Origin of the sequence: Pseudoalteromonas sp. NZS71 (assembly GCF_015864715.1) — a bacterium.
Lineage (GTDB): Bacteria > Pseudomonadota > Gammaproteobacteria > Enterobacterales > Alteromonadaceae > Pseudoalteromonas > Pseudoalteromonas arctica.
The window spans coordinates 20450-42567 of sequence record NZ_JADYWS010000034.1; the positions used below are offsets into that span (position 1 = coordinate 20450).

Annotated in this window: 18 protein-coding genes; all 18 read left to right on the forward strand. The window is 38.9% G+C overall.

What is annotated here, in order from left to right:
• Positions 1-49: 49 nt before the first annotated feature.
• Positions 50-571: a type VI secretion system contractile sheath small subunit gene (gene tssB / locus I6E85_RS18260; protein WP_007584482.1), complete on the forward strand. Its 522-nt coding sequence runs from the start codon at positions 50-52 to the stop codon at positions 569-571.
• 10 nt (positions 572-581) lie between these two features.
• On the forward strand, positions 582-2108 hold the full coding sequence (tssC, locus tag I6E85_RS18265) for a type VI secretion system contractile sheath large subunit (protein WP_007584480.1): 1527 nt from the start codon (positions 582-584) through the stop codon (positions 2106-2108).
• Positions 2109-2262: 154 nt separating this feature from the next.
• The gene (locus I6E85_RS18270) at positions 2263-2595 is read left to right on the forward strand and encodes a hypothetical protein (RefSeq protein WP_024592020.1); all 333 of its coding nucleotides are present in this window, start codon (positions 2263-2265) and stop codon (positions 2593-2595) included.
• On the forward strand, positions 2588-3079 hold the full coding sequence (locus I6E85_RS18275; protein WP_029769970.1) for a hypothetical protein: 492 nt from the start codon (positions 2588-2590) through the stop codon (positions 3077-3079). The genes I6E85_RS18270 and I6E85_RS18275 overlap by 8 nt, the downstream gene beginning before the upstream one ends.
• Before the next feature lie 144 nt (positions 3080-3223).
• Positions 3224-3709: an Hcp family type VI secretion system effector gene (locus I6E85_RS18280; RefSeq protein ID WP_007584479.1), complete on the forward strand. Its 486-nt coding sequence runs from the start codon at positions 3224-3226 to the stop codon at positions 3707-3709.
• A 56-nt stretch (positions 3710-3765) separates the two neighbouring features.
• Positions 3766-4173 (forward strand): type VI secretion system baseplate subunit TssE, encoded by a 408-nt coding sequence (gene tssE, locus I6E85_RS18285; RefSeq protein WP_007584478.1) that lies wholly within the window; start codon positions 3766-3768, stop codon positions 4171-4173.
• A gap of 21 nt (positions 4174-4194) precedes the next feature.
• On the forward strand, positions 4195-5913 hold the full coding sequence (tssF, locus tag I6E85_RS18290; RefSeq protein ID WP_024592018.1) for a type VI secretion system baseplate subunit TssF: 1719 nt from the start codon (positions 4195-4197) through the stop codon (positions 5911-5913).
• Positions 5910-6893, forward strand: coding sequence for a type VI secretion system baseplate subunit TssG (gene tssG, locus I6E85_RS18295; RefSeq protein WP_007584475.1), 984 nt, complete (start codon positions 5910-5912; stop codon positions 6891-6893). The genes tssF and tssG overlap by 4 nt, the downstream gene beginning before the upstream one ends.
• An 18-nt stretch (positions 6894-6911) precedes the next feature.
• Positions 6912-9647, forward strand: coding sequence for a type VI secretion system ATPase TssH (gene tssH / locus I6E85_RS18300; RefSeq protein WP_007584473.1), 2736 nt, complete (start codon positions 6912-6914; stop codon positions 9645-9647).
• A gap of 25 nt (positions 9648-9672) precedes the next feature.
• Positions 9673-11694 carry a type VI secretion system Vgr family protein gene (locus tag I6E85_RS18305; RefSeq protein WP_024592016.1) on the forward strand — a complete coding sequence of 674 codons (2022 nt, stop codon included), beginning with the start codon at positions 9673-9675 and terminating at the stop codon, positions 11692-11694.
• Positions 11695-11711: 17 nt separating this feature from the next.
• Positions 11712-12128: a hypothetical protein gene (locus I6E85_RS18310; RefSeq protein WP_024592015.1), complete on the forward strand. Its 417-nt coding sequence runs from the start codon at positions 11712-11714 to the stop codon at positions 12126-12128.
• 4 nt (positions 12129-12132) lie between these two features.
• Positions 12133-13293 (forward strand): hypothetical protein, encoded by a 1161-nt coding sequence (locus I6E85_RS18315; RefSeq protein ID WP_024592014.1) that lies wholly within the window; start codon positions 12133-12135, stop codon positions 13291-13293.
• Entirely contained in the window at positions 13283-14314 is a 1032-nt protein-coding gene (locus I6E85_RS18320) for a DUF2169 domain-containing protein (RefSeq protein WP_169061371.1), read from the forward strand. Before I6E85_RS18315 ends, I6E85_RS18320 begins: the two co-directional genes overlap by 11 nt.
• Positions 14304-15203 (forward strand): hypothetical protein, encoded by a 900-nt coding sequence (locus tag I6E85_RS18325; RefSeq protein ID WP_024592012.1) that lies wholly within the window; start codon positions 14304-14306, stop codon positions 15201-15203. Before I6E85_RS18320 ends, I6E85_RS18325 begins: the two co-directional genes overlap by 11 nt.
• Positions 15200-16225, forward strand: a complete 1026-nt coding sequence (locus tag I6E85_RS18330) for a DUF4150 domain-containing protein (RefSeq protein WP_197237220.1) — start codon at positions 15200-15202, stop codon at positions 16223-16225. Before I6E85_RS18325 ends, I6E85_RS18330 begins: the two co-directional genes overlap by 4 nt.
• Complete coding sequence (locus I6E85_RS18335) at positions 16222-20103, forward strand: toxin VasX (protein WP_024592010.1); 3882 nt, start codon at positions 16222-16224, stop codon at positions 20101-20103. Before I6E85_RS18330 ends, I6E85_RS18335 begins: the two co-directional genes overlap by 4 nt.
• Positions 20104-20129: 26 nt before the next feature.
• The gene (locus I6E85_RS18340) at positions 20130-21299 is read left to right on the forward strand and encodes a hypothetical protein (RefSeq protein WP_024592009.1); all 1170 of its coding nucleotides are present in this window, start codon (positions 20130-20132) and stop codon (positions 21297-21299) included.
• A gap of 99 nt (positions 21300-21398) precedes the next feature.
• Positions 21399-22046, forward strand: a complete 648-nt coding sequence (locus I6E85_RS18345; protein ID WP_197237221.1) for a hypothetical protein — start codon at positions 21399-21401, stop codon at positions 22044-22046.
• Positions 22047-22118: the final 72 nt, after the last annotated feature.

Sequence of the window (22118 nt, forward strand, 5' to 3'; positions counted from 1 at the left end):
GTTTAATTGGAATTGAGTCGGTAGATAACCAAACTGCAAAGGAAAAAACATGAGTGATACATTTCAAAAAGAGATCCCCAGAGCTCGGATCAATATTTCGTTAGAGCTTGATACAGATGGCGCTTCACAAAAAAGTGAATTGCCATTAAAGATGCTAGTAATTGGTGACTACTCAAATGGTCAAAATAGCCAAGAACTATCTGAGCGTGAGCGCGTAACAATTAATAAAAATAATATTGAGCAAGTGCTTAAAGATATGGCGCCTAAAGCGAACTTTCAGGTAGCGAACAAAATTAAAGGTGACGGCGAAATTAACGTAAACCTTGAGTTTGATTCTTTTAAATCGTTTGACCCAGAATCAGTTGCTTCTCAAGTGCCAGAGCTTAATAAAATGATGGCTATGCGTAATTTACTTCGCGACCTTAAATCTAATTTATTAGATAACTCATCACTGCGTAAAGAATTAGAGCGTGTTTTACAAAATCAGCCAGAGCTAGATGAGTTAAAAGCTAAACTGGATGAAATTGCGCCGCTAGCGTCTGAAGATGAAAAACAACCAATAACTGAATAAGGAGATTACCATGTCAATGCAAGAACAATTAAATGTTGCCGCGCATACCACGGAGCAAGCTCCTTTATCCACTTATGAAAATATATGTGGAATGGTTGATATTTCTCCAGTTGCAGATGAAATCAAACTTGATTCATTTAGAGATGCAAGCAACCTAGCCGAAACTCGTGCAAATGAGCGCTTAACTGCAGCTATAAATGTATTTTTAGATATGGCTAGCAGTAGTGGCCAAGAAGTAACTCGAATTGATAAATTACTTTTAGATGATTACATCGCAAAAGTAGACATTATTATTTCTCAGCAGTTAGATCAAATTTTACATCACCCAAATTTTCAAAAAATGGAATCAGCATGGCGCTCGTTACGTTACTTAATTAACCGTACGCCTAACAATGCCAACATTAAAATTGAAATGCTTGATGTAGATAAAGAAACTCTAAGAGATGATTTTGAAGAAGCGCCTGATACAACTCAATCTGCATTATATAAACATGTATATACTTCAGATTACGATACGCCAGGTGGTGAGCCAGTATCAACAATGGTTTCGAACTTTGAGTTTGATTGTTCTGCGCCCGATGTATCGTTACTGCAAGAGATATCTCGTGTATCTGCGGCAGCGCATTGTCCGTTTATGGGCAGTGTTGGTCCTAAGTTTTTTCTTAAAGACTCATTGGAAGAAGTATCTAAAATCCAAGATTTGGGTTCTTACATGGAGCGCGCTGAGTTTCTTCGTTGGAAAAACTTCCGTGAATCAGAAGACTCTCGCTACATTGGTTTAGCATTCCCGCGCTTTTTACTACGTCTACCTTATGGTGAGACAAATCCTCTTCGTAACTTTAATTACCAAGAAGATGTAAGTGCGCAGCATCATGAACGTTATTTGTGGGGTAATGCAACATTTGCATTTGCTGCAAACATTATCCGTAGTTTCCATGATAATGGTTGGGCTGTAAATATTCGTGGGCCGCAATCAGGTGGTAAAGTTGAAAATCTTCCGCTGCATTCATTTGAAGCTGGTAAAGGATCAGAAACTAAAATTCCAACTGAAGTACTTATTTCTGAAACTAAAGAACTTGAGTTTGCTAACCAAGGGTTTATTCCACTTAGTTATTATAAAAATTCAGATTTTGCATGTTTCTTTTCAGCTAATAGTGCGCAGAAGCCACAGGTATTAGAAACAAATGAAGCAACAGCTAATGCAAGAATTAACTCACGCTTACCATATATTTTCTTAGTATCGCGTATTGCGCATTACTTAAAAGTTTTACAGCGTGAAAATATTGGTTCAAGTAAACCTCGCCATGAATTAGAGCAGCAGCTTAATGATTGGCTTGGCGCATTAGTAACTAAAATGAACAACCCTGATGAATCTCTTATTGCTACGCATCCACTAAAAGATGCAAAAGTAACTGTAGCAGAAATTCCAGGTAACCCTGGTTACTACAGAGTAAGTACGTACATTGTTCCTCATTTCCAAGTTGAAGGGATTGATGTTCGTTTAGCGCTAGTAGGGCAAATGCCTGGCGAAAAATGAACTGCTACGCCGCCAATGAAACGGATTTAAGTACTATCAAATGCGTCAATTTGGTGAGTAGTTGGCAGGTGTACATAAAGGATTAAGACTTATAGTCTAAAAAATTGCCCCAAGTTGGTTGCATCCAACTTGGGACATTAAAAGGAGTTTAAAAATGAAGTGCCCAAATTTAAGTGGATTGGAGTTTTCTAAAAAAAATCTAGAGTATTTAGATAAAGCTAGAGAACTTACTAGACATACAGATCAACTTACAAAAGCACTAAGCTTCGGTAGTCTAGCTGCAATTTTTGTAGGTAATGGGGCCTTGGTCGCACAATTTAACATATCTAATACAGATTTTGCTTTGATGGCTGAGTCGTTATCCTCAGTGTCAAAAATTAAAAGATATGAGCTACAAAAAATTTCATATAGTGCTTATAGAAATAGTAGTTCTTATAAAGAGCGAGAATTTTGGAAGGCAATGATAAATGGTTGTAAAAATGATTAGAATATTGTGTATGTTCAGCTTGTTTTTGGTTTGCATTGCAAACGCAGTGGCCAGTGATAATAAAGTTTTTTTTGCGAAGAAAAAGCTACAGCTAGCAACAGTCGCATTTGAAAAGCAGATGGATAAATGTTTTTCAAATGCGAATAAAGTAAGCAGTACTGAGTTACAAAATGATGGTATTAGCTTAGAGATGACAAAGACAGCTATTGATTATATGCATTATTCTGCGCTGAGTACTTGCATGAAAGTTCAGTACGAAAATTATTTAAAAGCAGGTTACTTTTACAAAACAGTTACATCAAGTAAGGATATTGGTGATATTGATAGCTTTGTTTCAAATACTTGGGTATCTGAATTAGACGCAGAGTATAAGTTTAAGCAATTACCTAAAAGTGTACAGCAACACTTCGAAAAGTTAGCTGTTTTGCAAACTCCATTTGACGCGATGTCGTTAATACTAGAGTTAGATAATCCGTCTTTGTAAAAATTGCCCCAAGTTGGTTGCATCCAACTTGGGACATATTCCCCAGTGGCATGAAGCAGAGGGCTTTTTGGGGGGCATAAATATTACTATTTATGCCAATGCCAACTAACAGGAAACACTTCATTCTAAAAGGAGAATAATGAAATGGCAATTCCAGCGTACATGTGGTTAAAGGATGACCAAGGTAATGACATCAAAGGTTCTGTAACTGTTGCAGAGCGTGAAGGTTCAATTGAGATCCTACACTTTGATCATGAACTTCGTATTCCTACGGATAACGATACAGGTGAACTTACAGGTACTCGTAAGCATGAACCTTTTGTAATTACAAAAGCTGTTGATGCGGCTACGCCGTACTTGTACAAAGCGTGTTCAAACGGTCAAACACTTAAGCAATTAGAGCTTAAATGGTACCGTATTGATGACACAGGGACTGAGCGTGAATATTTCTGCCACAAGTTGGAAGATGTAAAGATCACTTCGATCTCACCAACAATGCATAACGTTAAAGACTTAGACAAGGAGCGTTACCCGCACCTTGAAACAGTTTGTCTACGTTACAAACGCATTACTTGGACTTACTTAGATGGCAACATCGAGTTCTCTGACTCTTGGACTGAAGGTCGTTAATTAGTCAGTAATTTTGAAGGATATGCGCAAGCATATCCTTTTATTGAGATCTAAATATGGCGTTATTCGATTTTTTAACTCAACCAGTTACACGCAATGGTCATCATGGTTTTCAAACTGATGAGCAAGTCAGTGTGTGCAAGCATTTAAATGAGCTTTTAAATGCAAGAAGAGGAGTGCTGAAGCACTTGTCTGACTATGGTTTGCCCGATGTAGAAGATATTTACGAGGGGTTACCATACTCACAACACACGTTAGCGTTTGAGGTTAAAAAATTGATAGAAAAGTACGAACCACGCGTACGATATGCAAATGTAACACCTGTTGAAATTAAAGAAGATAATTGTGTAATAAGGCTAGATATTCAAGCTTTTTTAACGAGCGGGCAAAGTATCAAGTTAAATACCCGTTTTGAATCTGGCGGTAAAGCAGACGTTATACAACATGCAAAAAACACTAACTAATGTTATTTAAAGGATTGATGAATGCAGCAATATTTTGATGCACAAATGCGCTTGTTAACCCAAGCTGGTAAGCAGTTTGCTCAGTTTTATCCTGAGCATGCAGGAATGCTTAACATTGATGCATTAAAAGATAGAGACCCTCATATTGAGCGCTTATTAGAAGGCGTAGCGTATTTAACTGCCCATACTCAAAAGCGTTTAGATGAGTCAGTACCTGAAGTTTCAGAGCAAGTACTGCGTCAACTGTGTCCAATACTCCTAAGTTATTATCCTTCTAGTACTGTGGTGCAATTTAAGCCTAAATTGGCTATGCAAAAAACACACACTATTTTAAAAGGTTTACAGCTTAATCCGCCTAAAGCAAAGGCCGATAATAAAAAAATAATTTTTAGCACAACTCACGGTTTAGACGTTGTCCCATTAGATGTTGAGCATGTTCGATACCAAGAGTCGCACTTAGGTGCAGAGCTACGAATAGGGCTTAAGTTTGTATGCCAAGGTGAACGAAGTAATTTTGATTTATCTAAACTAAACTTTTATTTACGTGGCGATACACCATTATGCAGTGCTTTATTTCAATTATTAAAAACACCTAATAAACAAGCAGAACTTGATTTTGGTGCTAACCATTTTGAGTTCAACAAAAAGTTAAAAGCAAAAGGTTGCAGCGCTACTTATTTAGATATAGATGGCGCTTTACTGCCTAGTGCAGCTAAAAGCCATCCTGGATATGCACTATTACTTGATTATTTTAATGCAAAAGATAGGTTTTATTTTTTAACATTTGATGGTTTAAAAGACGAAGAGTTTCCTGAACATATTGACCGTTTTGAAATCGTATTTAGGGGTGATAATAAATTACCGCCGGGTCATCAGTTAAGTAAAGAGAACATTTTAATCAATTGCGTGCCAGCAGTTAATTTATTTAGCCAAGCTGCAGAGCCAATTAAAATAGAGCCAAACAGAACTGATTATATGATAAGTGCAGATCAGGCACGTTTTGACCACGTTTTTAGTTATACGGTAGATGCAGTTGCAGGTCGAAACTCTATAACCGGGCAATCGTATGATTACACTCCTCGTTATCAAAGCGTATTTGAAGACGAAAAAAAGCTATTTACTGTGCTCACAAAAGACGTAGGTGCAGCAGCCCCGACTCATTATTTACAGCTTCCTTTTAATTTAGAAGATGAAAAAGAAACTCTATCAGTTGATTTAACCTCTTTTAATGCCGGTTGGCCTCGTCAGCTTTTGCAAGAGGGAGACTTGAACGAAGGCGGAAAAGACATGCCGAGCATCGTTGAGGTTAAAAATGTTATACGGCCAACTAATTATTTAGCATGTCCAAGTCAGCCAAAACACTGGCAGCTTATTAGCTTATTAAATGTAAAGTTTTCACAAATTACGCAAGTTACAGAACTAAAAAGATTACTAGTGTTATTTGATTGGTCTAATAAAGCTGAGAATCGATTACGAATTGAAAGCATTTTAAAAATAACAGCAACGCCGATCAGCCAAATTAAACGCGGAATATTTATCAAAGGTGTTGATGTACTTATTGATATTGATGAAAGTAAATTTGTTGGTGATGCTGATTTATATCATTTTTGTAATGTATTACACGAATTCTTTTTAATGTATGCCCCTATAAATGAAAGCGTACAAACGCGTGTTAATGCAATTCCTAGTTATAAATCGTGGAGTTGGGATATTGAACCGGGTAAGAGTTATCAGCTATGAGTTACGCTGATAAAAATCATGCGCACCCAGTTTGGTCTAAGTTACCCGCGCCAATAGAACTACTTATTGAGCAGCCTTGGCGGTTTAACTTATTTAAAGCGATGAGCTTAATAGAAAAACATTGGGCCGCACCTCAAGAGCTAGAGCAAGGGATTAGTAACAGAGTTGTTTTTAAACCTTTTAAAGAGCTTGGTTTTCCGGCTACTGATGTACGCGAATGTGTATTAGAGAATGATGGCAGAGGAAGATTAAGCTTATCGACCTCTTTTTTAGGTTTGTATGGTGTGGATGCACCCATGCCACACTATGTATTAGAGCAAGCAGCAAGTGATGAGCAAAGCGGTGACCGCGTTCGTCAGTTTTTAGATATATTTAATCATGTACTTTATTGCCAACTTTTTCAGGCCTGGAAAAAGTCGCAAATTAATATAGCAGGCAGAGGCGCGAGCCAATTTGATGGGTTAGTTGAATCTATTTTACTGGGAAAAACTGATCAAAAAATTCAGTGTGGTATTGCAAGTTTAAAGCAAACTAGCGCTGCTGGCTTAGCGCAGCTTCTTAAACATAGTTTAAATATAGACACGCTAAAAGTTGACGACACACGAGCAAATTGGCAAAAAATAGATACACCAAGTTCAATCGGCGAAGAAAACCAAATGGTTTTAGGCAGCTCTGCAGTACTTGGTACGAAGGTATTAGTTAGCGGAAGTATTTTAACAATAGATATAGGTCCAGTTAATAGTGATACAGCCATGAGTTTAACGCCAAGAAGCGAAGAAGGTATAAAAATGGCTGCACTTCTGACTGCGCATTTACCAAGTAATGTAGAGTGGGTTTGCCAAATAAAAGTAGCTAATGAGGCTGTTGCCGAACAAGCTTTAGGTCAGCAACCGCTAGTACTTGGACATAATTCATATTTAGGGGCCGCAGCTGCAAATACAACAACACATAGCTACAGCCATCAACAGTATAAACACTAAGGAATTAAGGATAAAAAAATGGATGCTAAAGGCATAAAACAACTCATAGATAAATTAAATGGCCACACCGCAACAGCACTTGAATCAGCAGCTGGATTTGCGAGTAGTCGTAGTCATTTTGAAGTGCTTCCTGAGCATTTACTTATTAAGTTAATGGAAGAAGGAAGTAATGGTGACCTTGAGCACATTTTTCATTTCTTTAATATTAATCAAGACAAAGTATGGCATGAGCTATTAGACTTTTTAAATAGACAGCCTGCCGGTAATCAAAGTAAGCCTACATTTTCTCGTCGTTTATACGAATGGCTAGAGCGTGCATGGTTAAGTGCTAATGTTCAGCATAAAAGTGATTTTATAACAGGTGCTGCGCTTATTGATTCATTAACAGAGTTATTACCTTACAGCCCTGTACTTCAACTACCTGCTTTACTGGATAAAATAGATTCACGCTTTTTAGCTGAAAATTTAGATAAAATTTGTCAGCAATCTTCAGAGCGTTTAAACCCAGTAGCTAAATCAAAGTCTGCAAATCAAACAGATTCATCGCACGGTACAGCTGCGCTTGATGAGTACTGTGAAGATTTAACTGAAAAAGCAAAACAGGGTAAAATTGACCCGGTTCTCGGTCGTAATGACGAAATTCGTATGATGGTCGATGTGTTATGCCGTCGAAGAAAAAATAACCCTATTTTAGTGGGTGACCCAGGTGTAGGTAAAACAGCAGTCGTTGAAGGTTTTGCCCAGCGTATAATTGATGGCCAAGTACCAAGTGACCTGCAAGGCGTACGCTTATTGGTGCTTGATATGGGGTTATTGCAAGCAGGTGCCGGCGTTAAAGGTGAGTTTGAGCGCCGCTTAAAAACAGTAATAGACGAAGTTAAAAATTCAACAACGCCAATAATTATGTTTATCGATGAAGCGCACACTTTAATTGGTGCCGGTGGCGATGCGGGCATGAGTGATGCGGCAAATTTATTAAAGCCAGCATTAGCACGCGGAGAATTAAGAACCGTTGCGGCAACAACATGGAGCGAGTATAAAAAGTATTTTGAACGTGATGCCGCTCTAGAGCGCCGTTTTCAGCTTATTAAAGTGGATGAGCCAACAGAGCAAGCGGCTCAATTAATGCTTGCAGGCTTAAAAGATAAATATCAAGAGCATCATAATATTCAAATTACGGATGACGCTATAGAAGCTGCTGTCGTTTTATCGTCGCGCTATATAACAGGCCGCCAATTACCAGATAAAGCTATTGATGTATTAGACACCGCAGCGGCAAGAGTACGTATGTCGTTTGCTACAGACCCCGCTGCCATTGAGTCTGAGCGCGAGCACATTAATTATTTAGAAACCAGAATCAATAGCCTCAATGTAGAGCTAGGGCAAGGTTTAGTTGTTGATAAAGATAAGCTTACCCATTTAGTTGAAGAGCTGGTTATTGCACAAAATAAATTGGCGCAACTTACTCACTCGCGTGAATCTCAAATTTCGACTTTGAGTCAAATTAACGAGATAAAGCAGGCAACTGATCAAGAGCTTGATAGCGAATCATTGCTGACACTTCGCCAATCACTAAAAGAGCAAAATACACAAGACAACGGCTTATTTAGTGAAGTAGACGCCGATGCTGTTGCGCAAATTATTTCACAGTGGACCGGTGTGCCTGTAGGGGCAATGGTAAAAGATCAGATTAGTAATTTAATTAATCTTGAAGCCACAATTAGCCAAGAAGTTATAGGGCAGCAGGCTGGACTCGCTAAAATAGCGCAAACACTAAGAGTGAGTAAAGCCGGCGTAAGCAACGATGAAGGCCCGCTAGGCGTATTTTTACTAGCTGGTCCATCGGGCGTGGGTAAAACAGAAACCGCTCGCTGCTTAGCTAAACAATTATTTGGTGGTGATAAATTTTTAACCACTATTAACATGAGTGAATACCAAGAGTCGCACACCGTATCGCAACTTAAAGGTTCACCACCAGGGTACGTTGGCTATGGTGAAGGTGGTGTGTTAACCGAAGCGGTAAGACAGCGTCCATATTCAGTAATTTTACTTGATGAAGTTGAAAAAGCGCACAAAGATGTAATGAACATGTTTTACCAAGTGTTTGAGCGCGGCACCATGCGTGACGGTGAAGGACGTGAAATAGACTTTAAAAATACTGTAATTATCATGACATCTAATTTAGGCTCAGCAGAGTTAATCGATGCATGTACACCGCCTACAGTTATAGACCTAAGCCCTCAAGATGACGAGGAAGAACAGGTACAGCAAAGCGATCAAGAAGCAGCTATTAACGAAGCGCTAAATCCAACGCAAGCACCTATTAATGAAGACGGAACGCCTTGGAAAGTACCATCAATCGGTGCACTGACTGATTTAATTAAGCCGCAGTTACTTGCTTTTTTTGCGCCTGCTTTACTTGCCCGTATGCAAGTTATACCTTACTTAGCGCTTGATTCTGAAGCTCTACAGTCTATCGTCAGCTTGAAACTTGAAGCCATTGCCACACGTTTGCACGAAAACCACAAAATGCAGCTACGAGTAGATGCCAGTGTTTTAGAAAAGCTGACTACTCAGTGTACGCTTTCAGATAGTGGTGCACGTATGGTGAACGCGGTTATAGAGCAGCAAATACTTCCTGGTATCGCTAAATCAATTTTAGAGTTTATGGCAGAAGAAGACATGCCTGATATTTTAACGTTGGCCGTTGACGAACAAGACGAAATTACGGCGACATTTGCAGATAACGCTTAAATAAAAGGATGTAAAAATGGGATTCATGGACATATTTAACGAGCTCAAGGCCAATAAGAGTCACTTTAGTGTTGCTATACAGGGCATGCCTGACGGGATGGTCTATGTAACTGACTTTGAGTCTAGGGACGATCGTTTATGTGAAGACTATGAATTTAAAATCCAAGTATTGAGCCCTGAGCATCTAACATCTGAAATGCTAATAGGCAAAGATGTATCGTTATCACTAGTGTGGTCAATGTTAGATCGTACTATTTCAGGGTTAATTAGTGGTTTTATAGCGCATGGTCAAAGTCATCAGGGGTATCACTATACTTTGATCATGAGTTCTCATTTAACATTACTTAAGCATCAGCATTCTAACCGTGTATTTACTGCTATGGATGCAGGTAAAATTATTTCGAGTGTGTTTGAAAAAGCAGGTTTCCCTGCGCAAAAGTTAAATGTACAAGCAAGCTCAACCATGCTCGATATGACCGTGCAATACAACGAAACTGATTACGAATTTGTAACACGCTTAATGCGTAAGCACGGTTTTGTGTACAGCTTTGTAGAGCAAACTAGTGGTGAATGTACATTGTATATTTGCAATGATTCTAATGGTATAGCGCAAGAGTTTGATGAAATAAACCTAAGCTATGTACCGCCATCTGGGCAAGTAAGAACGAGTGAGTCAATTTTTGCTATAAGCAGGCAGGCCCAATTATTTCCGCAAAGTACACACTTAGATGATTACAACTACCAAGCTCCGGGTAATTTGCAAGTTTCAAAAAATAACAGTGCGTCAGTTATTGGTTTTGGTGAAGATAGTCATTACGGTGATAATTACGGGCAATCAAACGAAGGGCAAGACTTAGCAACTATCAGACAGCAAGCGTTTGATTGCCAACGTGAGCAAATAATAATAGACACAGACTGCAGGGCGCTTCGCCCTGGTATGCGTTTAAATATTTATGACCATCCAGAGCATGATGGTCAGTATTTAGTGACGCGTGTAGAGCACAAAGGTAGCCAAAGTGCTTCGGTTGAATACGGCTCTAATGTAAAGGGCTTAACGTATAAAAACCAAGCTTATTTAATTAGTGTTAACCAGCCTTATAAAGCTCCATTGCGCCCAGCGAGACGTGTGTTTGCAACGTTTAATGCATTAATTGAGCAAGAAATTGATGACAAAGGTAACTACGTAGTAAAACTACCGTTTAATCAAGATGGAGAAGGCCAAGAAAGCCGTCCTACACGTTTAATGCAACCTTACGGTGGCAGCGGGCACGGTATGCATTTTCCACTAACTCAAGGTACAGAAGTGCTCGTTTGTGGTGAAAATGGTGATTTAGATAGGCCTATAATTTTAGGCGCGCTTTATAATGAAAATGCACCAAATCCTGTTACAAGCGAAAACCCAACTGAAAACAAATTAGTAACTAAAGCTGGGCACAGCTTTGTAATGGATGACAAAAAAGGCGAAGAGAAGATAAGCCTTGCCAATAAAAACAATAAAAACCAATTAATACTCGATGCAACAAATGGTGCGCACCAGGCAATGTTAAAGTCTGTTGATGGTGATGTTAAAATTTCAGCGAAAGAAAACCTTCAGTTTGTTGCCGAGAACGACGCAAACTTTACAGTTGCTAATAACTTTACAACGCGAGTAGAGAATAACTTGCAAATTCAAACCCGCGAAGGAGATATTACCGTTAGCTCGGCTGCGGATTTAACCTTAAATTCAGCCGCAAATAGTCGTATTCAAGCGACTGACGGTAACTTAGAGCTCACAGCAAGTGATGAGTTTAAAATGCAAGCACAGCAAGACATTAGCGTTTACTCGGTAGACGGCAACCTTGAGTTACAAGCGCCACAAGGTGATTTAGAATTAAACAGTGGTAAAAATATTACTATAAAAGCAAATGGACAGGGGTCAATTCAGTTAAGTCAAGGTGGCGCAAGTATAGAAATTGATGCTGCGGGTAACCTTACAATTGACGCCACTAATATAACGTTAAGTGCCACTAATATAGCAATTAAAGGCAGTGCAATTAGTAATAACTAAGTTAAAGGAGTAATTTAATGAACGCTAAAGTTAAAAGTATATTTAATCACGATCAGCAACTTGCACCTGTAAGTAAAGTCGATGAATTTGGCCGAGTTAAAGGCGTTACAGTAAATAACGACGAACAGAGTGTTGTAGCACAAGCGGCGCACATAACACCATGCCAAGTGGGCGACACAGTACTACTTACCCACACTGCACAAGGCTTTATAGTAACAGGGCTACTTGCAAATGAAGATCAAGCGCCCGCTGCACTCATTAAAAATAGCCAAGGCCACATAACGATTGAGGCGCAGAAAAGTATTAGCCTTCAAACTGCTAAAGGGACTATAGAAGTATTTGCCGACGGGACCATAGTGCTCGAAGGGCGAGATATAACAGCCAATAGCGAGCAAGATCTTACCTTGGCTGGCTGGCCAATTAGGCTTAATTAATACTATGTTTGCTCAAGTCGCTAAGGTTAAGCAGCATCAGCAGCGCTTAAATACTTTATTAAAACACAAACAAAAGCTGCAAGCGCAAGGTGTTTACCCGCTTGCTCGACTAAATGTAATTGAAAGCCAATTACTAAATCATTTATACACACTCAGCGATTTAAAAAGTGATGCACCCACAGATTACTTTGCAGGTAAAAATTTAACACAAGTAAGCCATTTAACGCTTGATGAATTTATTACCCTTGCGATAGAGAGCCCTGAGCACTACAGTATCTACGCGCTATTGCTACAAAGTCTTAATTTAAAAAGTGAACTTAACAGCGCCGAAACTTTTTTAGCTTTAAAGTCGGACAAACATTTAAGTTATTACAGTGTATTACAGCACTTACTTGATTATTGGCAGTTAGATGATAATAAAGCACTGCGCAATAGTGTACTCAACGAAAAAGAAGAGCTTGATAGTAACGCGATTACTTTACTTTTTTCACAGCACTTGAGTGAAACAGAGCTAAATAGTGCCATGCTACATGCTAACTTTGATATTGCTTATGCAGCACTCGTGAATGCCTATTGTAATAAAACAAGTAACTTATCAGACATACTATTTAAAGTATTTGCCAAAACAAATGATGTCGACAAAAAAGCAAAATTACTTGCCCTAGCAGGGCTTACTAACGATCCGCGCTGGGATGAACCTTGCCTACTTTTTTGTAAAGCTAACCCCGGGCTTTGCCAACATGTACTAAGCCACTTTGTATATAAGCGTGCATTGCCTTTATTTATTAATTTAATGGCGCATGGGGTAACTCAAAAACCAGCTTACGCAGCATGGCTAATTATTACTAACAGAGCGCTTGCCCAAGCAAACAAAGTAACTGTAGTAGAATCAAATAACGAAAAAAACGTACACAGCGGCATAAACCTTGACGATGCAGAGCATGCAAGGCAAGCGTTTGCACTTGTCCCAGGGGATCAATTATTAAACGGCATTAGCTTTGTGTGCAGTAATGCAAAACAAAAATTAAAAATACTTGCAGGTGAAGTTGTGCAACGTGTTGTAGCACCACATTATCCTCTGCAAAAGGCCTGTGGTTTGTACCATGTATTACTGAGCGCCAAACAATGGCAAAGTGTGATAGCGGAGAGTCCAAGTGCTGAATAATTTTTCTCCTTGGCAGGCTAGTTTTTTTGATGGTTGGTTGAGTGACCGTACGCTGGCTAAAGTTGTCCTTGTAAAACAAAACTTTGAATTTGACGAAAAAGGCAATGTAACACCAAACGAGCCCGGACCCGATATTGTTGTAGCCGATGATTACGATGGCGACCCCGCATATACACCACTTAGAGAAGTAAACGAACAAGTCGCCTTTAAGCATGGATTTGAAGTGTATGGCGACTTTACAGCTTACCCGCCTAAAGCCAAACAAGCGCGAGTAATTGAAGTAGAGCTTGGCCTTCATGATAAAGCGCAGCCACTATTTAAAAAACGTTTACGTGTAACTGGCGCACGCTTTTGGAAGCGCTCTTTACTTGGGCCTGTTGCAACTGATCCGAATATTATTGAGCCTACACCCATTAATTACAGCAATGCTTTTGGTGGAAAAGATCTTAACGATGAGTCTAATTATCTGCTTGAAAATCCGATAGGGAGAGGATTTAAGCTTAAAAACAAACAAGCAAAAGGGCAGCAATTACCTTGCATTGAATACGCAAATCAACTACTTCGTAAACCGAGTCATACTACCTCAGTTGCAAGTTTTTCAGCTATACCATCACATTGGTCACCGCGTATCGAACTTATGCCCGACATTGATAAAAAAGCACTTATGGCAGGCAATTATCCGTTTAAAACAGTGCTTGATGAACATTTTAACAATATGGCACCTTTAGATCAGCGAGTAAAAAAAGAGTTTACACAAGGGTGGGCGTTTTCACTTTCAGGGTTATACCCGTTACAAGAATATGGGCAGCACCAACGAGTTGAACTTCCATTTGAAGAGCCTATTGTTCAGCTAGTTAACACATTAAACAGACATACAATTAACTTGCGCTGCGACACGTTGGTTATTGATTCTGACGCGCAAAGTTTTTCTTTGTTATGGCGCGGCTATATTGACGCAATACACGTAGGCGCAAATAGCCAGTTAGTTGTGGCAAAAAAGGAAACTAACAATGAAGTTTGATGTACTTTGCCATATAAATGCTACAGGGTGTACACCAAGTAGCTTGTATACCGCTGTTGCAAACCAAATGTTGTTTTCTAAACCGAGTAAAGCATTAATACGTTGCGATATAAGCTTAGATGCCCCCTACATAATGGTAGAAATAGAAGAGCTTGCTCAGCTTGATAGGCAAACCAAGTGCTTATTGTTATTAAGCCAGCTGCTCGAAAATATTGATATTACAACCCTTAGAAAAACATCCCGTATAAGTCAAATAGTGTTTGTATTACCACAGGACGAGTTAAACAACCCAGTAATAAGTGACGATACACTCAGTGAGCTTTTAGCTGAGGTGATTTCGCAGCAAGTCCCTGATTTTATACAAACTACAACGCTTGATTTAAAAAGCATAGCGCCCGATACACTTATAATTGCACTCGACTCTTGCGTTAGCTACCAATACGTAAGCCATCAAGCAAAAAATAACGTGGTGCAAGTGTTAAACGGCCCGCCAGGCATTATTAATGGTGAAGGTGGATGTGTATTACTTACCCATTTACAAGGCACCCTTAGTGCACACCTTTATAATGGCGAATTAAACGAACAGCTCAACCAAGCCGAGGCTTGTGTTAATGATACTTACCTATTTGCAGGAAAGGAGTCGTTAGCATGGCAAAAAAAATGGTTTGCTAATACACAAGCATTGTATAGCCCAGAAGACGAATTAATAGAGCTCGCCAACTTAAATAATACTATTGGCCATCAAGGCGTTGCAAACGATCCAGCGGGGTTTGTGCTTGCAAATAGCTATTTAAATAACCCACTAAATGAAGGGTTACAGCATGTATTTTTATTATTTAATTCACCTAACGAGCAATTAATAAAAATTTCAAGGAGTGAAAATTCATGACATACATTAATGCAGCCGCAGGTAAACAAACAGGCAGTGTTCAGTACGACATCGACGCGCTAACCGCCGATGTGCGCTCAGGTGGATCGTTAACATGGCGACACAACAACCCAACACTATTAGGGCTTAATAATAGTGCTCGAAGTAACGGCGCATTAGGTAAAGCCAGCAATGTCGCTATTTTTGAAGACCGAGCCAGTGGAGATGCGGCATTTTTAGCTGAAATAGGCCGCCCCAAATACCGCGATAAAACACTTGGCGAAATGGTTAATGTATTTATTCCAGACTATATAATTCCACCACCTCAATGGGATGATGAAAAAAACGAACCTATCTTGCCGTGGAATGAGTCTCAAACCAATATGGATGTTAATAAACCTATTACTAATGCCCAAGCATTTTTAGATTTAGTGTCGAGCCACTTAGGGTGGGAAGCTGGGAGTCAAGAGCAATTAACCAAAGATACGCAATCGCAAGCAGCGCAAGTAGCCACAGTATCAGGGCAAAATGTATTAATTAATGGCCGCACCGCAGTGCACCAAAGTAGCGGCGGCAAGCTAAGCACTATTGATATATGTTTAACTACGGTAGGCCCAAGTGTCATCCCAATCCCTTATCCAAATATGGCCGCAGCAAGTGATGTAGCCAGTGTGGCGGGGTCAGTCAAAATAAACGGTAACGGTGCTGCCAACATAAAAAGTAACTTTTCAAAAAGTAAAGGCGATAAACCCGGAGATAAAAGAGGCCTAATGAGTGGCACTAACGATGGTAAAGCTGAATTTATAATAGGCTCATTTAATGTACTCATTGAAGGGAAACCCGCTGTTCGCCAAGGTGACTTAATGATTTCAAACTCAAAAAACACCCCGCCTATGCCGCTAGCGCAATCAGGTGGCGCATCACCAAGGGGGTTGAGTGTAGAAATGAGGGATAGTTTGGCTGACCAGCAAGTCGGTAAAAAAATAGTCATAAAAATATCAGGATCAGAAAAGTTAGATGAAGATGGAGTGTCAATTGTATGAGTGATCTAAATGTAGCAGATAAAATTGATGAAAAAAATGCGCATAGAGAGCTTGTTTTTGAACGCCAATCAGATGGTGTAAAAAATGTATCATTAATGGTTAGAGATGAATCTGTAAATAGAAGCAGTAAAGGCTACTATAAAATCCCGTTATATCAGGTAGATGCTAAAGAGGAGAGTGATAATACAGCTGATATTGAGTTAGTTCATATATTCCCAATTAGATATGCCCACCCTGCAGATGAAATTGACGATCATACAACGAACTTAAGAGATGGCTTTTTATACATTTTTGTTGACGGTCATTTATGGCGTGAGCTTAAGGTAACGACCAAAGAAAGCGTTACGCGTTTCAATGATATTAACCTTGCTTGGCAGAAAGGCTCTCTTACTTGGAAAACAAATAAAGGTTTTCGTGAGGCGACTGGTGAAACACTTAAAACGATTATAGTACCGAACAAACTTAATGGAAGTAACTGCCAAGTACAAATTGCTTTTTCTGAAGTGCAGTGGTCGTGGAAACAAATTCAATTATTTGGAGGGTTTAATCCTGAAGACCCAAGGTTAAACTATGGAGAGCCTGTTAAGCCAGGTGAGAATAATGCTGATGCAATAGAGCTTCGAAACAACAGATTGTTTACGTTAGATAAGCTTGGTGATTTTGAGCAAGGCTATAATAGTAATCAGTTACCTCAGCATGTTGCACTCGATGTTGTAAATAAAGCTGGAGTCTATTGCCCCGTTATACCTGACGCAATAGGAAAAGTAAGACAAGCCGCTGCAGATATCACGCTTACTCGCTCAGTGATTAGTTCACTACCGATAGAGCAAGTAGCAAATGGACAAACGGTTTCGAGTGTTGATGAGCTCTCAAAAGAGCAGCGAGGTGAGCTTGAATTAGCATCGTTTGTTCAACAAACCTTTTTTGCTTTTCCGCAATCTGTGTCTGACAAATTAGCAACATATGGTGAAGACAGTGTCTCTGAGCAAGAACAAAAGATTGCTTCAGATTATAAAAAGTGGGTAGAAAATAAATTTGATAAAACAGCATTCAGAAAGTTTCTAGCAACAGAAAAAGTGCTTGTGCTTGGTGAGTATATCAATGAGCTAAGAGCCAATGTAAAAGACCTTATAGAGGATGAAGATACTGCTTCTAGCTTTTATCAATGTGCAAGAGACTATGCATACCACTCAGGTAACCGACGACTCGATATATATCAACTTATGTGTGACGTATTAGCCCCTTTGAAAGATTTAACGGCAGATTTGCTTCGCTCAAGTGTAGTGTATGACCAAGACGCGCAAAAGCTTAAGCAAATCGATAGTAATGATCTAGGGCAACATATAATCTTAAAAGTGTTAGGTACACACCCGGAGGATACCAGTGACCGTTCAAATTTATTGAAACTACATAAGTTACTATTCCCTGATGAAACCAGTAGTAAGCCTAATTTAACTGAATATAAGTGTTTTCGAGATGAAGAAGATCCTAAAAATGTTGATTTTTCTATTGATGAATTTAAGACTTTGGAGAAGCAAGATGATCAACTTGATGGTTATATAGAAGGCGATTTAACGCAGGTATTACGTAGGAGTAGCCAAGCTGTATGGGGCTTTTTTAATATTATTATGGAAGTACCATCTGCCACTTATTCTATGTCTCAAGGTGGCGGAACAATTAAAGATGTGTTTACTGCCCGTATGCAAAAACAATCTAGCTTACAGCGAGAAAGTAATAAACTTGAGCGGCAAACAAAGAATTTAGAAATACAGATAAAAAATAAACAAAGTGAAATTGAAAGTTCTGAAAAGACACGCAATGATCTCATTCAGGAAGCGCGTAACCAAGGTATAGATGGCGATGACATCACCGAGCAATTAAACAGGCAGCTTAAACAAAGAAACAAAGAACTAGAGCACTATAAAACACTGCTTAAACAAGCAAAAACAAAAAGTAGTGTAACACGTGCGCATTTATCGACGCTAAAAAGTGTGGGTTTAGACATGCTTAATAGTGAGGCACGTATTAAGTCAGTTGCGATGTCGTACAACCCCTATCAAAAAATAATGCATCTCGCGCATATGGTTTCTGATGGTTTACTCGTTGAGATTGACATTGATGTTAACGACTATTATCAAGGAAACTTACCTGACTCAGTAGTCCCGCTTAATTTTGACAGCCGTTCTAAGCGTGCCGAACAACGAATTTTAGAATTTAATAAAATAACCGAAGGTATTGATGAAGCACTGAGCCAAGGTAGTTACCCAGGCAATGGCGGAACGCGGCCCATTGTTAAACTTAAAGTTAACGATAAAGTGACGATACCCGCTCGATTAGACCTTATTACTAGCTTAGATGGTTCTTTGAATGAACTAGAGGCCATGGTTACTAAGCAATACTACGAATCAGACAGCGCCAAGAAGAAAGTGATGAAAAAAATGGTGGCGCTTGATAAAAATAAGCTAGCTGCATTGGAAGGAGTAGTGAAGAGGCTTGAAGATGGTTTAGAAGCGGTTGAAGGTGCTCAGCTCAAAACAAACTGGGATTTAACTGGATATAAAGATCATAATAAATCCCTCAAAAAGTACGCGAAAACAGCATTTGGTAAGCAGCAAACGGGCAAAGTTGGCTTAGCTAGCATTGGTGTTTTGCCGTTTGTTTCTGGGCTAGAAGCCATTAATTTTTATACCGTTATAACTGGTGATGGCGTCAGTTCTATGGATAAAGCATCTGCAGCATTAGATTTACTTGATGTTATGGTGAATATTGGTAAAGATTTGGTAGAGCGTCGTTATGGTATGCCAAGCTCCGGTCAGTTGATTTTATATGCTGACAATAAAGTGCCTGTTAGCGAGCTTAGTAAAAAAATACTTAGAGGAAGGCTCGGTGTTACTTTTGCAAAAGTAGCATTATTCTACACTGCAAACTTTTTTACATTTGTTGCCGGCGGTATAAGTACTTATATCGCTGTAAGGGATGCAGTGAATGAGTATAACAAAGGTAATATAGGCCTTGCGACAGCGAATTCGATTATGGCTCTGGGCTTTTTAAGTATGACTGCCGCATCTGGCATCGCAATTATCACCAAAGGGGCGTCAGCCTTGATAGCTGTATTTGGTATTGTAGGCTTAGTGATAGTTCTTATTGCGGCAGGGCTTATTTATTATTTTAGTGAATCAGAGGTTGAGGCATGGCTTCATGCATGCCCATGGGGGAAAGCTGCCTTTATTAATGATGGTTCTTCCAGTGTAAGAGCCGCTCAGTGGCTAAACCGCCCTGACTTAGCATTACTCGATGTCTATAATGCACTTTACAAGCCCTATACAAAACTGGTTGCAAGCAACTTAGCTAAAACTATTTCAATTGGTTTATCCACGCCGGTTGCTGCGGTAAAAGAAGGCGTCGATACAAAGCTCTATTGGCGAGTAGTTAATCCAACAAGTGCAAATATAATTGCACCCTATCGAGGTTATAATGTTGAAGCAGCTGAAAAATATGCAAAAATAATACAACTTAAAATGTCACGTTATACAAAACATAGAGAATTTAAACAAATTCCCCTTAGTTCCCCCATATTAGTCGATGCGATATGGATGCTTCAGCCTTCACGAACAGGGTGGCAAGCAGAAATAAATTATAATGCATTTTTGACTGAGTTCGGCTTGCAGCCAGGCGATAAAATAGAGCTCAAATTAGAAGCCACAGTATATCCGAATGGTAAAGGTCAACCGACTATTCAAGGTTTTAATAGTACCTATGGCTTACCAATTGAGTATTACAAAGCGGATGAAAAGCCTGGGTTACTGTCTTTTAATGATGACCGCAAGTACAGTCACCGCATTGGTCAAGTTATAAGTCAAGCACTAATTAATTTATAAGAAGTAGATCGTGTCAAGGAGTAACTATGAACATAGATGATAAAAACGCAGAGGAAGAAAGAATATTTAATGAGCTAGCTGAGCGCCTCATTGCTGAAGAGGAAGATGGTTTAACTCACGAAGAACGAGAAAAAATAAAAAGAGAAAACCGTATTAACGCAATTAAAGAGTGGTGCGTTGAAAACCCAAATCGGGACCCTACAAGAGCAAAAGACAAAACCATAAAGCAAATGGCTTTAGACGAAGAAGATGTAGTGCGCATAGAAGAATTTGGAAAAAATAACCCAGAGAAAATGGCAGAAATAAGTATAAGGTCTGAAAACAAAATTAAGTACCGTAGGGATAGACAAACCTACAAAGAGCGACTGCCAAGAGACTACTTACATAAAGACAGTTATGAAACGCGATTTAAAAGAGCCGAAGCACTCAATGGCTGCGGGTTTAAAACCCGTACTTTTAAAAGTAAGCGTTTTACTGATGAATACGCAGCAGAGCTCAAGTCGCCTAATCGTGGCTCAACGCTTGAGGGTCACTGGGTTCGCACCGATGGGCAACAACTTGCTATTTCATGGTTTGGAGGGTGGTCGAACTTATTTACTATTCTTGGCTTTGGTTGTACGAGCCTCGCATTACTCGTATTTGGTTTCCATATTCTTGCTCTTATCATGGACGGGTTTGAATATTTCTGGGTGATGGCTTCAATCTATGTGGTGCTCTTTGGTTTAGGAGTGTTTACGTTAAAACACCGGGCTATTTTATCGCACCGAGATAAGTTTTACTTCAATCGCCATACCGGGCTTGTAAAAACCCCTCATACTTTATTCAGAAAACCATTTTATTTACCTTACGAAGATATTGTTTGCTATGGTGCAAATGAGCGTAATGTCGGCTCAGCCCGTGGTGGTTCACGTGTATTTGTGTCACTCATGGTGCCGTTAAAATACCCTAAACATTATCGCTTCACCAAGCCTACTTTTTATGTGGGAGGTTTTAATCGTGAATGGGATTCGCTGCAATATGCCACAGCCATAACCTTTATGGATACGTCAATCCCACTTGGTACGCACTTATATCAATCGATAGAGCATTACTTCAAAATCGATAAAGATATAACGGAAAAACACGCCTTTCCTGAGGAGCTAAAACCTTATTTAGACCCGGATGACTGCCAAGTAAACAGACATGAAGTTTGGTGATGTAAAAACAACGCTGAGCATAAATAGTAGCTTTACTTTATTAAAACCAACCTTAAACAATAGAGCTTTTATTGTTTAAGGTATTTTAAAAGGATTTTTATGAATCGCTTTGCATTTAAAAATTTATCACTCGCAATGCTTATGAGTTTTTTTGTCGAGTTTTTGTTGAGTTATAATTCATTAAACTCAAGACCCATTTTAAGTTTTAATAGTACTACATACGATAATAATATATGCAGCGCAGTAGCTGGAGCATGTTCGAGTTTAGTACCTTGGGATTCGTTTTTTTTATTACCACTGGTAATGTCTGTAGTATTTTTTTTAGTATTAAAAACGGCTGATAAATTTAACCTATGTGTTTATTTTGTTTCGTCTAATTTTTTTATAGTTATCAATGGTGATTACCCTTATTTTTTTTATTACTTGATTGAGGGTGGAGTGATTTTGTCATTGTTATATTTTTTAAATTTAAAAAAGACAAAAGATAAAAAAGAAAAGAGTCAAAGTGAACGTTTTTTTAATTGTCGAAACTATTTAAATACATTAGATAAAACAGGCATGTTTACTGGGATGGCTGCTGAAAAAGAACTTTTATCATTCTTTTTGGTCAGTTTTTTAATCTTATTTTCTTTAATTATTATGATTTTGTTTCCTTTCTTAAGTCTTTATATTAAAGGTGAAATAGATTTTAATACACTGAGTTTCATATCAGCTTCTTTTATTAAAAGCGCTTTTTTAAATTCCTAGATTCAAATTGTAAGTGCATAACTTGTTTTGGCTAGATTAAGTGGTCAGTTGCTCATAAGCTAACTGCTTTTT